Source organism: Pseudoalteromonas sp. TB25, from assembly GCF_000497995.1.
Taxonomy (GTDB): Bacteria; Pseudomonadota; Gammaproteobacteria; order Enterobacterales; family Alteromonadaceae; genus Pseudoalteromonas; species Pseudoalteromonas distincta.
The window spans coordinates 1-13705 of sequence record NZ_AUTI01000320.1 but is presented as its reverse complement, the minus strand read 5'-3'; the positions used below and the strand labels follow the sequence as shown (position 1 = coordinate 13705).

The 13705-nt window shown below is 37.3% G+C and carries 9 protein-coding genes and 3 pseudogenes; 6 read left to right on the top strand and 6 right to left on the bottom strand.

Annotated features, from left to right (window positions below; translation table 11 throughout):
• Both L652_RS0112120 and L652_RS0112115 read right to left on the bottom strand, forming a co-directional pair.
• A pseudogene (locus L652_RS0112120) lies at window positions 1-194 on the bottom strand (peptidase M28); the annotation flags it as partial.
• A gap of 174 nt (window positions 195-368) precedes the next feature.
• Window positions 369-782, bottom strand: a complete 414-nt coding sequence (locus L652_RS0112115) for a hypothetical protein (RefSeq protein ID WP_024594953.1) — start codon at window positions 780-782, stop codon at window positions 369-371.
• A gap of 149 nt (window positions 783-931) precedes the next feature.
• Between L652_RS0112115 and L652_RS0112110 the strand changes: the two genes are divergently transcribed.
• Window positions 932-1729, top strand: coding sequence for a hypothetical protein (locus tag L652_RS0112110; RefSeq protein WP_024594954.1), 798 nt, complete (start codon window positions 932-934; stop codon window positions 1727-1729).
• Window positions 1730-1735: 6 nt separating this feature from the next.
• Here the strand turns inward: L652_RS0112110 and L652_RS0112105 are convergent, their stop codons facing one another.
• Window positions 1736-2203 (bottom strand): GFA family protein, encoded by a 468-nt coding sequence (locus L652_RS0112105; RefSeq protein WP_024594955.1) that lies wholly within the window; start codon window positions 2201-2203, stop codon window positions 1736-1738.
• A gap of 428 nt (window positions 2204-2631) precedes the next feature.
• Here L652_RS0112105 and L652_RS0112100 point away from each other — a divergent pair, with 428 nt between their 5' ends.
• A complete protein-coding gene (locus tag L652_RS0112100) occupies window positions 2632-3468 on the top strand; it encodes a hypothetical protein (protein WP_024594956.1) in 837 nt (278 codons plus the stop codon).
• A 97-nt stretch (window positions 3469-3565) separates the two neighbouring features.
• Window positions 3566-5418: pseudogene (locus tag L652_RS01000000123760) on the top strand (ABC transporter ATP-binding protein).
• Between the two features lie 127 nt (window positions 5419-5545).
• Here the strand turns inward: L652_RS01000000123760 and L652_RS0112090 are convergent.
• From L652_RS0112090 to L652_RS0112080, 3 genes are all read right to left on the bottom strand, one after another.
• A complete protein-coding gene (locus tag L652_RS0112090) occupies window positions 5546-5965 on the bottom strand; it encodes an MAPEG family protein (protein WP_002963227.1) in 420 nt (139 codons plus the stop codon).
• A 189-nt stretch (window positions 5966-6154) separates the two neighbouring features.
• The gene (locus tag L652_RS0112085) at window positions 6155-8542 is read right to left on the bottom strand and encodes a GGDEF domain-containing protein (protein ID WP_024595514.1); all 2388 of its coding nucleotides are present in this window, start codon (window positions 8540-8542) and stop codon (window positions 6155-6157) included.
• Between the two features lie 177 nt (window positions 8543-8719).
• Window positions 8720-9823, bottom strand: a complete 1104-nt coding sequence (locus L652_RS0112080) for an endonuclease/exonuclease/phosphatase family protein (RefSeq protein ID WP_024595515.1) — start codon at window positions 9821-9823, stop codon at window positions 8720-8722.
• Window positions 9824-10282: 459 nt separating this feature from the next.
• On the opposite strand from L652_RS0112080, the gene L652_RS0112075 reads away from it, so the two are divergent.
• The 3 genes and pseudogenes from L652_RS0112075 to avtA all read left to right on the top strand — a co-directional run.
• Window positions 10283-12574, top strand: coding sequence for a peptidase U32 family protein (locus L652_RS0112075; RefSeq protein WP_024595516.1), 2292 nt, complete (start codon window positions 10283-10285; stop codon window positions 12572-12574).
• Between the two features lie 10 nt (window positions 12575-12584).
• A complete protein-coding gene (locus tag L652_RS0112070) occupies window positions 12585-13244 on the top strand; it encodes a glutathione S-transferase (RefSeq protein ID WP_002962992.1) in 660 nt (219 codons plus the stop codon).
• A gap of 136 nt (window positions 13245-13380) precedes the next feature.
• Window positions 13381-13705: pseudogene (gene avtA, locus L652_RS0112065) on the top strand (valine--pyruvate transaminase); the annotation flags it as partial.

Genomic DNA, 13705 nt, shown 5'->3' with positions numbered 1-13705 from the left:
CCGAAATCCACCAGCGTTTGAATGTCACTACCAATACGTTCGGCTGATACTTGAGCTGCTATGTCATGTAATTTTTGCTGTTCTGTGTATTGAAGTTGTGTTTTCCCATGTGCTGATAGTGCAAGTGTGCAGGCACCTGCAATTGCAGTAAATTTAAGTAACGTTGTTGTGATTTTCAAAGGTGTTTTAAGCATCTATTAGCTCCTAATTATTATAGTGTAACCATTACTTAACTAAGGTTTTATGGCAATACATTTGAGGTAGATGCAGAAAGGAGCACGCTAAAGCGCATTTACAAGAGGTTATTAGGATAGTAAGAAGCCCACTACCTTTTATAGGTACTGGGCCAAAATTTATTATGCATACTTTTAATAAGTGGTTTTAATATCAAATTCTTTCAAAAAGGCCTCATGTACTCCTAAGCTTGCAAGCACACCAGCAGAAAACATAAATATTAATACAAATGCTAAACAGCTCAAAAACTCCGAACTATTTTCAGGATTAATATAGTAGTTAAGTAAAAAACCACTCAACACACCTATAAAAGCTATTTTGCTAAATAAAAAGTAACTCGGGATCTCAAATGCCCAAACAGAGGTATTGTTTACAAACTGCCTATATCCATACGTCATAAAAGCCAACATACCAACAATACTAATTGCAAAAGTAGACACTGTGGTTAACACGCTCATATTTTTATAAATAAGCACATACCCTAATCGTAAAGAATAGATAAATACCGCAAACCACGCTAAAACAGCAGGCCCTAGAATCAACCCCATTTCCAATCCTTGAATAACGTCTAAGTAATTAATTGCTAATACAATATTATATTTAGAGGTTAAATTACAAACCTTGTTACACAATAATCTATAAAAAAATGCGATTTTCGTGGCACACTGTAATTGTGTATACATTAATAGTTTAAGTTATGCGTCAGCTAAAAGAAGATACAATTAAAAGTAACCTTATTGAGTCGCAGCAAAGTGCATACGGCCCAGTATGCGTGTATCAAAACAAAGAATACCGTTGGTTAACGCTTGCACAAAAAACCAATGAAGATATAACAATTCAAGGCGTTATGAACCTTATACACCCTGAGCAAGTAATAGTGCCTGTAAACCAATGTATGATGTTATTTTTACTTAAACCGGTAGATACACTAAATATATTAAATTTAGGTTTAGGCACGGCAGGGTTTGAGCGAATTATGTATCACTTGCAAAGTAATACGCCTTACATAAACACCATCAATACATTTAACACGGTAGAAATAAACCCAAGCATTGCCTTAATTGCAGCCCAGCACTTTAAGTTACCTATTAAGCACAGCAGCTATTTACAATGCGCCGAGCAATATATTACCCAATGCACTGATCACTTTAACGTAATCACTATCGATATTTTTAGTGGTGAATATCATCAGCCTTTTTTAACCAGCGATAGCTTTTGGCAAAATATAAATCGCTGCAGTGAGCAAAATACGCAAGTAATCATTAATTTAAACCCACAAACTGGCCAAGAGCTGCAAATGCTTTTAGTACTTTTAAGGCAACATTTTAAGTGCTTAGCGATAATAGAGTTTAACGAATACAAAAATATAGTGATCATACTAAGCCAGCAAACATTAATGCATATAAACGTTGATGAAATACAAAACTCACCGGTGTTTATAAACTTTGCGCCAGACCTTTATAAAAGTATTAACAGCATTTACCACATTGAATGAAACGCTTTACCGCCCAGGTTCATGTTTTTCATAGCACGGTAAGCTTGTTTCTAACTTCTCCCAGTTAGCTTTAGACGTAACAAAATTATGCGATAAAACCTGCTCAGTAATATCGGTATCGAATATTCCTAAACGAATTCGTATTCTGCTTTTGTCATCATTATTGCTACTGTAAACAGGCGAGCCACAACATCTACAAAAATAACGTGTGCGCCCTGCTTTAAAACTATATTCACTGAGTCGTTCTTGCCCTTTTGTTATTGTAAAGTCACTTGTATTTACAAAGCCATTGGTTGCAAATGCAGTCCTGCTGTTTTTTCTGCACAGTGAACAATGACAATGAATAATAGTAGGGCGTGTTGTTCTTTGGTGGTTGAATTTGCAGCAGTGTGTTTGGTATTTAGGCAAGGCAGAGCCTATGATATGTGGTTGTTCCCCATACATAGGCGATAACGCAGCATAGATGCCAAACATGCGCTGCCCTTTGGGTTCTTTCTAGGGACGATTGACTCTTTGTTGCTCGGTTTTTACTTAGCCCACTAGGTTACAAACCTTGCGCCGCGATTAAATCGCCCCTAGATTGAACAAATTTCAATCCATAAAGATCAACACGCCCTAGTTATACTGCCCGACACTTCAACGTTTACTTCACCACACAAACACGAACCCGTATACATATAACATCCTAACTATTAAATTATTTTTATACTCAGTTAAAATTTGCTGAGTTGATTTTATAAATACAATAACAACATTATATTTCTCAAGCTCTATTAAACCATAACTTTTATTTTAGTGATTGACATAAAAACATTAAATTGGTTACATAACCTTTGCTTTAAAGTTATAGCCAAAACAATAATTGGTTAACCAAAAACATCTAAACTTACTGAGACCCAATTATGCATTTTAAACACATGTCACTTTTATGTTTGTTAAGCGCGTTAGCGTCGTGTTCAACCATTCAAAAAAATACATCGAGCGATTGGCTACTTATTGATAATTTTGAAAACTCTCTTAGCGACTGGCAAAGTGTCGATACCCAAAATGAAACTAAGCCACAGGTCAAAAACCCTCAAATCACGGTTATACAACCAGAACAAACAAACTCATCAATAAATCATTATTTACTAAAAAAGCCTGCACGCGATGGCATTGTTGGAAATCGTAAAGCGCTTTCTTATACAAAACTTCCACAAGCGGTTGAAGTTGGCGCCACCTACACATTTTATATGCGTATAAACGTGGCTGCGTTTCCTAATAACCATGCTTTTGGATTGAGTAACCTTTCTCCAGCGCTAATAAATAAACATGCGTACGATGCGTTTGAGCCAACACTTCGCGTAACCGATAAAACAGAATCAAACGGGTTTGTAAACGATGGCGCTTTAATGGTTAAAACCGACAGCGGATATAGCAACATTCAAAACTACACTACAAAACAGTCAGCTAAACCTCTGCAAACAAATACTTGGTACGACGTATGGTACGTTGTTAATAACGCAGCAGCCTCAGAGCAAGGTCAGCAATATGATGTTTACGTAAAAGGTGGTGAGTTTAACAGTCAAACGCTGGTATATAAAAATGCACAATTTAGAATGAAGCGCGAACAACCTCTTATATACTTTTTAGCAAACTGTAATACAGGCCCAATTAAAAAGCCTTACGGAAATGGTGGTCTCAGATATGACGATTTATACATGAGCGAAGGAATAAACCTAAGTAACCCAACGCAATAAATAAGAATAATACTCATAATTAGTGCCCTACAAACCTGCATTTAAAAATACTTAAATGGTATGATACTCGTCATTATTTGCCATTTAAGTTTTTAAAATGTATCGATTATTTGAAAAAATGACAAAAGCATTTCCTGAGGACCAACCCACTCAGCCGCCTTCTACTTTATTTGCTTTTTGTCGCCACTACACCAAAGGAATGGAACTGTCGTTGCTGCTTATGTCAATCAGTGCCGCCATGCTCGCTATTTTAGAGGTTTCTTTATTTAGCTACATGGGCCAACTTGTTGATTGGTTAACCGCCTACACGCCCGAAACTTTGTTTATAGAGCAAAAGTCTGAACTTATTAAAATGGCTGTCATGCTGTTATTAGTATTGCCCATTGTTGTCTTTTTCCATTCTGCTATTTTGCACCAAGCATTGCTTGGCAATTATCCTATGTCAATTCGTTGGTTAGCACATCGTTATTTACTGCGCCAAAGTGTTAGCTTTTATCAAAATGAATTTGCAGGAAGAATAGCCACTAAAGTACTGCAAACTTCTTTAGCCGTTCGCGAAACAGTGACCAAACTACTCGATGTATTAATGTATATCGTGGTTTATTTTGGCTCAATGGTATTTTTAGTTGCCGAAGCTGATTGGCGCTTAATGATCCCTTTATTAGTTTGGTTGGTTTTATACATTTGCGTGCAACTTTACTTTGTACCGCGCCTTAAAAAAATTGCCAGCTCACAAGCCGATGCGCGCTCAGAAATGACTGGTCGTATTGTTGATAGTTATACTAACATTTCAACTATTAAATTGTTTTCGTATACCCAGCGTGAAGAGCAATACGCAAAACAAAGCATGGATGTATTTTTACAGCCTGTGTACAAGCAAATGCGCTTAGTAACCAGTTTAAACTTTGTTATTCAAAGCTTAAATTACCTATTAGTATTTTCTGTTGCCGCTGTATCACTTTATTTATGGTCGCTTAGCGTAATTAGCGCCGGAGCTATTGCTGTTGCTGTTAGCTTAGCGCTTAGATTAAACGGTATGGCGCAGTGGATCATGTGGGAAATAAGCAGCTTGTTCGAAAACATTGGCACCGTAGCNTAGCCGATGGTATGAAAACACTGTCGAACCCTATCGAAGTTGCCGATAAACCAAATGCTGATACGCTTAACGTAAGCCAAGGTGCTATTGAGTTTAACAACGTACACTTTAACTACGGCAAAGCTGCAAAAGAGACTAATCGCAGCCCTGTAATGAACGGTTTAAACTTAAATATTAAACCTGGCGAAAAAATTGGTTTAGTCGGTCGCTCTGGCGCGGGTAAATCAACACTTGTTAACTTATTACTGCGCTTTTACGATACCGACTCTGGAACAATAAAAATTGATGGGCAAAACATCACAGACGTTAGCCAAGAAAGCCTACGCCGCTACATAGCAATGGTAACGCAAGATACCTCCTTGCTTCATCGCTCAGTAAAAGACAATATTTTGTACGGTCGCCCCGATGCAACCCACGATGAGATGATCAACGCGACCAAACAAGCTAAGGCGCTTGAGTTTATAAACGACTTGGTCGACAGCAAAGGCAATAAAGGCTTTGATGCACAAGTGGGCGAACGCGGTGTTACGCTTTCAGGCGGTCAACGCCAACGTATTGCTATTGCACGTGTACTACTTAAAAATGCCCCCATACTTATACTCGACGAAGCCACCAGCGCACTCGACTCAGAAGTAGAAGCCGCAATTCAGGCAAGTCTTGATGATTTAATGACAGGTAAAACAGTTATTGCCATAGCGCACAGGCTATCAACCATTGCACAAATGGATAGATTAATTGTACTTGATGACGGCGGCGTAGTTGAGCAAGGCACTCATGAACAATTAATCGCTAAGGGTGGAATGTACGCAGCCCTATGGACACACCAAACAGGCGGGTTTATAGGCGTCGATTAGCCATTAATATTACATTACGGTAGAGGTAGTTTTATTCTGCTTCTACTTTAAACAAAAAAGCGAAGATGCCTTAAAGGCTCTTCGCTTTTTTTATCGTTATAAATAAATTTTATAACTTTTTTATAAATTAAGAGATTAGCCTTAACCCTATCATTATCAGCATAACCACATTAGCAAGTACGCCGATTAAAAAAAAGTAACTACGTGGGCTTGGGTTTTTCTCCGTTGCTATAGCGTAGTACAGCGCCATGTGAATTAAACGCGCAATTAAATACACCCAAATACACATTGCAAAAATCGGGCTTTGATAATTAATTACAAACGCAAATAACACCGTACCTATAAATAATGCACTGTTTTCAAGCGTATTATGAAACGTACGATGTGCTCTAAATATAAAGCTGTCGTGCGATAAATCCTCGTCAATTTTACCTGGTACAGCATTTGGTTCTTTAGCTTTGCTAAAAGTAGCCACAGCCCACTGTACAAGCAACATAATTAAATAGAGGTAAAATGCCAAATAGGCCGAAAGTGCAACTTCAGTCATTATTAAATCCCTTGTTTTGTTTTTAACTTAGTATTGATTGCAATTTTGAAGCCTAAGCTAACACACTGATATTCAAAGGGTTAATCTAATAGACCGAATTACATATGTAAGTAACACACAGCATTGTATAAAATTTACTTGTTATAATTTTAAAAAATAACATCAAAACTAAACTGTATACTGCTGGATTTACTCCGATCTATAAAGTTTAAACTCTTCAAGCGAAGCATCCCATAACGCTACCTGATTACGCCCCAAGGACTTAGCCTCATAAAGAGCTAAATCAGCCTGTTCAATCAACTCAGAAGGTGTTCTGGCTTTAAATTTAATAGACGTAACCCCAAAGCTACACGTAACAGGAATATCTTCAAATGTCGCTTTTTCAACTTTAATACGAATAGCCTCAGCTATACGTATTGCTTGCTCTTGAGTTGTGTTGGGCAAAATAATACAAAATTCTTCGCCACCAAAACGGGCCACGCTATCACTTTTACGTATATTAGCTTGTAAAAGTTCGGCTACGCCACAAAGTACTGTGTCACCAATGCTATGCCCATAGGTGTCGTTAACGCTTTTAAAATGATCAATATCGACCATTAAAATACAGTACTCTTCAATCTGAGGTAAATCCATAAAGTCGCGATTCATAACCTCAAATAAAATACGACGGTTATAACAATTGGTCAAAGGGTCTCTTGCTGCCAAATAGTCTAACTCTTCATTACGTTTTTTAGAGGCAATAAAACTTCTATAAACCAGTAATACAATAGCTAAACAAGCGGCTAATAAAAATGCTAGCGCAATACTGGCGTATTTATTCTTTGAAAGCTCTAGCTCTGATATAACTCTAGCTTGGGCGGCGATTTCAATTTGATTATTTTTCTTTTCAAGCTCAAGCTTATGGCGTTTTTCTTTTTCTCTTAACGTCTCAAGCTCTATTTCCATTTTGTGCGAATGTAAATGTGCTTTTTCAAGCGCCAATTTATCTTCATTTCTTTCATTTTGAATGATATCGGTTAGGGCTATTTCTTCTTCTGCATAACGAAGTGACTCTTCTATACGACCACGCAATTTTTCTGCTATTCGAATTTCACGATAGGCATATAGCATATGTAACTTATCATCTATTTCGGTTGATAAAGCGAGTGACCTTTTTAGTAAAGAAATCGCCTCATTTGTATCAATACCAATTAAAATGCCCGCAAGCGCAGTAAGCGACTTTATCTCATAAAGTTTACCACCTGCTTCTCTGGCAAACGACAATGACTCTTTGTAATACTCTATAGCCTTGTTGTTATTTCCTTGGGCACGATAAATATTACCAATAATACGTGCGGTTGTAGAAATGTACGATGTAAGGTTTTTGTTTTTATAAGTGATATAAGCTTTTTTAGCATATTGCATTGCTGATGCTAAGTCGCCAGATTCGAGGTTAATAACAGCCATTTCTCTTAAAGCTGAAGCGAGCGTTTTTTCCTCGACCATACCTTTTGGCAAATCGATAGTTATTTGATAGAAAAATTCGGCCTGATCAAACTGCCTTAATCGTGTATATACCAGTCCCATTTGATTTGATGTTTTAGCAATCCCAAGCATGTTATTTACTTTTTTATAATATAAATATGCCTCATTTATATGTTCAAGTGATTTTTCATAAAGGTTAATATGACGATAAATAATACCCGCCCCTAGTAATGCCTTAGCAAAGCCAACAGGGTCGTCAATGTCTTTATGTATTTCTAATGCGCGAGTGGAGTAATCAAGGGCTAAAACTAAGTTATCTAAATAACGATGTGCTTCTGCTAGTGTATTTAAAGTACGCGCCATTAGCTTTAAATCACCTAAATTAGAATATACCTCTAAAGCTTTTGTATAAAAGTGAGCCGTTTGCTCTCTATTTTTGAGGCGTTTATACGACTGAGCTAATTTTTTATACGTTTCACCTAACTGTCTTTGTATTAATTCGTCTTCGTCAACAAGGTATTTTAAAGCAGATGTATATTGCGCGTTCGCGTTATTGTACTTTTTTTGTTCATAAAGCGAATCCCCCTTAGTAAGGAGCACTTGCGCTATAAAAAAGTCATCGCCATATACAAGGGTTGTTGGTAATAAAGTTTCAATGCGGGTAGTAAGTTCGTCATAACGTTTTTCTTCTAATAATATATTTATATAATTAATAGATGCCTTTATTTGGTTTCGTGAATCATTTAATTTGCTGTAGTAAACAGAGGATTGTAAAAAGTGCTCGAGTGATTCATTAATATTGTTATTTTTTTTATTCGCCCTACCTAGCAAGTTATGTAGCTTTGCGCTGAGTAACGTGTCATCAGCACTTTGCGCTTGTGACAACAACGACTTACTTAGTTCAATACTTGTTATAACGTCAGTATCTATAAGTAATTCAGCTCTTTTTAGCAGCCCTGCATTAGATTCATTAGTTAAACTGTATGAGGTGGTTTCTTGTGCGTAAGCGCTGTTTAAGCTAACAAACAAAGCAAAAAGCAAAGCTTTCACTAAAAATGTAAAATTATAAATTCGCTTTACAATGAAACTATGTATTTGCGAAGGTAAATCCATATTTCGCTTATGATTCAAGTAGGTATAAAATTCCATATTTACCATTTTAGTAATTTATTATTAATACAATTCAAAAGGCTGATGATAAAATATACAAACCGGCGCAATACATCAAGTATTGCTGCTATATGAATACTTTTAATTTATAATTTTAGCATAATTATGCATATAGCAAGCCTAGCTTCTTAGTTTTAGTGTAACTAACACAATACCATGATCGGTACTTAAATCATCACGCTCAAATTCGGGGTTAATTAAGTGACGATCATAAGTATTATACTCAATCACCTCAAAAAAACTGCCAAGGTAGCTGGCATCAAACTCACAAGATAATAAAATATAATCAAGCACGGAGCTGCTCGCGCCATAATAATGTGTTGGTGCTCTTAAGGGCATAAGCTTAGTTGCATTAACATTTTTTGCTTCGTTTTCATCAGCTAAATCAAAAATGCTATTGCTTTCACTATCGCTTATTTCATCGCTAGTCATTGCCTCACCATTAGACAGTTCATCTTCGCTTAGCTGCGACTTAACAAACAAATCCCATGAATCATTTAAACAATATTTAGCGAGGTAGGTTTTAGCATCAAATGCAGGCGCAAAGCGTAGCGTACTTGTCAGTAAATGGCTTAATACGCCATCCGCTAGTTCATTATTAAAGTCCCCCATTAATAGCATGGGTTGTTGCGTAGCTTCGCGACGGGCAATCATTTGTATCATTAGTAATGTAGCTTCACTGCCACGCTGAATAGTTGAGCCCCACCCACCCGCTACATTCGCTTTTAAAATTTCAATTATGTTTTGCTCGGGTGTAAGCTCTTTATTATGCTCATCGACATTAATCATTGGGCGCTTAGATTTAAAATGCACCACGTAACAATCAGTATTGCCTATATGCGGCAGCGTTATAGTTGCTCTTAGTACTTTACGACTAAAAGTAAACTCACTATTAAGGCCAAGCGCATATGCAAGCTCACTATCGTGCTCAACCGCTGCTACTTCAACTATGGGGTATTTAGAGGCGATTGCCACTACAGGGCGTTTATAAATAAAGTCATCAATCACCTCTGGCGTATCAACTACAGCAAAGTAATTATAACCTTGCTCGCCTACTAGCTCTTTTAATGAGTCAATGCTAAACACTTCCTGAAAACCAATCACATCAGGGGCATGTTCTGTTAAGTAATCAACAATCCAACGCTGCTTTTTAGCCCACTGCTGCGCGGTATAAATTTTCTCAAACTCATAGTATGCATTGGGCGGCTCAAGATAGTTAAACAGGTTAAATGTGGCTATTTTTAGTTGGGTGTTAATAATTCCAGATTCATCACTTTTTAAATCTGTATCTAACTGTTTAAGATCTTGATTGCTGATGGGGTTCGCCTAAGTAAAGTTGAAAGTGTTGCTGGCTTATAAACTATCATTTTATTACATGTTTACGTAATAAATCAGCCAGCTTAATTGTAATTTTATACACTCTTTTACTTTATACCAATCCGCAATAATACTTAATCATTTTGCTGGGCTAAACGTGTCGCTACCTGTGTTAAAAAATTCTCATTTAGAACAACTAAATAGCGAATTTTTTGCCTAGCTATCAACCCGTTTTTCCAGCCTCAAAATAGATCACTTAATTAAGCGAATTGGTATTAGTCTTTATTATATCCCTCAATAAATAGCATTAACGTGCTTAACCATATAAAATTCGCGGCAATTAAATATGAGCGAAGCGACATTGTAATGAGTAGAAAGATTGAACTATTAGCCCCAGGCGGTGATGTTAACGCGGTAAAAGCCGCCATTGTAGCCGGTGCTAATGCGGTTTATTGTGGATTAGATACCTTTAATGCACGTAACCGAGCGTCTAATCTTTCGTTTGATGAGCTTAACGGCGCACTTCGCCTAGCCCATGAATACGGCTGTGAAATATTTTTAACGCTAAACGTAGTTATATTAGAGCACGAAATGGGAGCGCTATTTAAGCTACTTAACCAACTCGTAAATACCACGCTCGATGGCATTATTGTGCAAGATTTAGGGTTATTCAATATAGTTAAAAAGCACTTTCCTACTTTGCATATTCACGCATCAACTCAGTTAACCACCCATAACGAATCACAGGTTGAGTTTTTAGCGCGCATTGGCGCTACACGTGTAAATTTATCGCGCGAGCTTAACCTAACTGAAATTAAAATATTGACCGACGTAGCGCACAAATGTGATGTATTAACCGAGGTGTTTGTACATGGTGCATTGTGTATTGCGTTTTCGGGGCAATGTTATTCAAGCTCAGTAAGTGTGGGTAACTCAGGTAACCGTGGTCGTTGCTCACAAGCATGTCGTGATGAATACGAGCCAACGGCTATGGGTAACAAACATCCGTTAAACTTAAAAGACAATTCAGCCTATTTTGATTTACCAGAGCTGGTAGCCGCAGGTGTTGACTCGTTAAAAGTAGAAGGTCGCATTAAAGGTGCTAACTACGTTCATACCGTTATTGATAGCTGGCGCAAACAAATAGATACCTTTGTACAAACAGGTAACTTAATTGAAGACGATTCAAGCTTATACAAAGTATTTAACCGTAATTTTACTAATAAGTTTTTGCAAGGTGACATGACAAAAAACATGTTTACCGACAACCCGCGCGACCATAGCTTTAATCACGCTAACGAAAAGAGTAACGCAATTTCGGTTGTGCAAATTTACGATGCACAACAAGAACTCGCCGCAGAAAAAAATGACATTGATACGTTAGTTAAAAAGAAGATTGAGTTTTTAGATATTTCAAAACGAGAACTACGCTTTGAGTTTAGCGGCCAATTAAACCAGCCATTTACAGTCACACTGACAATAAACAATAAACACGACAACACCTTAGCAGAGCAAAGCGCCTTTCAACCTCTACGCTTTGAAGTTCAATCGCAAATGCCTATGCAAACCGCCGATAAATCGGTTGTTGATATTGCAGCTATTGATAAACGCTTTAAAACCTTTAGTAATGCCAATTTTGAAATTAAAAATATGAATTACTCAAACTTAGGCGATAACTTGAGCATTCCGTTTAAAGAGCTTGCCCGTATTAAGAAGCAAGTCGCGTTTTTATTAAACGAAGGCAAAGACGTCCTCGCCCCTGTTGAACTGCCAAAACTAATAAACCACCCTAAAGCCGATAACAAAACAACACTCTCTATTTTAATATCGGACATAAAAGACGTTCATCTATGTGATTTAACAGGTGGCGATGTCTACTTTAAATTACCAGAGAGCTTTAGAACCGATAACGATAAATACATTAATGTATTTTTAGAGCACCCACAGTTAATTCCGTGGTTTCCGGCGGTGTTAATTGGTAAAGATTTTGAAGAAGCGGTACGTTTGCTCGAGGTTGTAAAACCTAAGCTTATTATTAGTAACAACACAGGCGTTGCATTTAAAGCAGTACAAATGGGTATTGACTGGATTGCAGGCCCGTTGTTAAACACCACAAATTCTTATGCGTTACTAACACTACAAGAAGATTTAAACGCAAAAGGCGCGTTTATTTCAAACGAAATAAACAAACCACAAATGCGTAATATTAAACGTCCTAACAACTTTAAAATGATGTACAGCATTTATCATCCAATACTAATGATGACTAGCCGACAGTGTTTTTTCCAGCAAACAGTAGGATGTAAAAAACCACGTATTGACGCAAGCTGTATGCTGAGCTGTAAAAAAGAAACTACCGTTACCAATGTTAAAGGTATTAGCTTTGCTATTGATAAACAAAAAGGCGGCTACCCAAGTATTTATAACCATGAGCAATTTTTAAACATGGATATTGTGAGTGACTTTGCCGACAAATTTGACGAGTTTATGATTGATTTAACCGACATTGGTTCAGGCGATAAAGAAAAGCTAGACAAAGCCGTGTTACTTGCGCATTTTCAAGATTTAATTAATGGGCAAACACAAGCGGTTGAACACTTAAATAGCTTGGTTAAAGTACAAACCCGTCAGCAGTATGTTGAAGGCCTAAACAGCTAAGGTAACTAACATGACATTGCCATTATTATATTCATTACAACACTGCCCATACGCAATGCGTGCACGAATGGGTATTTTAATGGCAGAGCAACAAGTACTTCTACGCGCTATAAAAACTAAAAATAAACCGCCGCATCTATTGCAAATATCGCCTAAAGGCACTGTGCCTGTTTTATTACTGCCTAATAACCAAGTTATAGATGAAAGCCTCGATATAATGCTTTGGGCTTTAAAGCAAAACGATCCGCATAATTTACTGCATACTCAAGACCCATTAGCACTTGAGCGCATGCTTGAGTTAATTAAGCTAAACGACACGCAATTTAAACCCGTACTCGAAAAGTACAAATTTTATGCTCGTACAAAAGACATGGCACAAATTTATTACCAAAAAGCCTGCGAAGAGTTTATTAAGCAATTTGAAGCAAAACTAACCACCCATAAATACTTGATGGGCGATGAAAAAAGTCTAGCCGATTATGCCCTGCTGCCATTTATTAGACAGTTTGCCCGTGTAGATAAACACTGGTACTTACAAAGTGAATACACGCATGTACGCGCATGGTTAAACGAGTTTTTACACGCCCCCATGTTCACCAAAGTCATGGCCAAATTTGATTTGTATATGGACTGCGGCGAAGAGTTTTTATACGGCGTTAAAAAGTCTTAAATTAGCCTTTGTTTTATAAGGAATTACATTACTTTAACTAGCTGTAAATCTCAGCATTGAATTATTCTCATCATCGGATTTAAGCCCTATATTTACGCTATACTGCCCTCCCCATTATTAACAAACGCTATGCATTATGAACTACTCAAACTTTGGCACTAAATTTACACAACCCAACGGCATTACCCAATTAATGGAAGACTTAGGCGGGGCTAAAAACAGTAACAATCCTAATATTGTTATGCTGGGTGGCGGTAATCCCGCATTAGTACCACAAGTAAATGAGGTTTTTTTAAGTGAATTACAAAAACTTGTTGCCAGCAATAAAGTATCGCAAGTATTTGGCCTTTACGATGGCCCAACCGGTAACGACGAGTTTAGAGCCGCATTAGCTGGCCAGCTAAGTAAAGAGTACGCATGGGATATTAGCGCCGATAACGTAGCACTTGGCAATGGCAGCC

Coding starts and splice junctions, on each gene's coding strand:
- L652_RS0112070 (WP_002962992.1), top strand. CDS start 12,585: ATGACATTGCCATTATTATATTCATTACAACACTGCCCATACGCAATG.
- L652_RS0112075 (WP_024595516.1), top strand. CDS start 10,283: ATGAGTAGAAAGATTGAACTATTAGCCCCAGGCGGTGATGTTAACGCG.
- L652_RS0112110 (WP_024594954.1), top strand. CDS start 932: ATGCGTCAGCTAAAAGAAGATACAATTAAAAGTAACCTTATTGAGTCG.
- L652_RS0112085 (WP_024595514.1), bottom strand. CDS start 8,542: ATGGATTTACCTTCGCAAATACATAGTTTCATTGTAAAGCGAATTTAT.
- L652_RS0112115 (WP_024594953.1), bottom strand. CDS start 782: ATGGGGTTGATTCTAGGGCCTGCTGTTTTAGCGTGGTTTGCGGTATTT.
- L652_RS0112105 (WP_024594955.1), bottom strand. CDS start 2,203: ATGTTTGGCATCTATGCTGCGTTATCGCCTATGTATGGGGAACAACCA.
- L652_RS0112100 (WP_024594956.1), top strand. CDS start 2,632: ATGCATTTTAAACACATGTCACTTTTATGTTTGTTAAGCGCGTTAGCG.
- L652_RS0112090 (WP_002963227.1), bottom strand. CDS start 5,965: ATGACTGAAGTTGCACTTTCGGCCTATTTGGCATTTTACCTCTATTTA.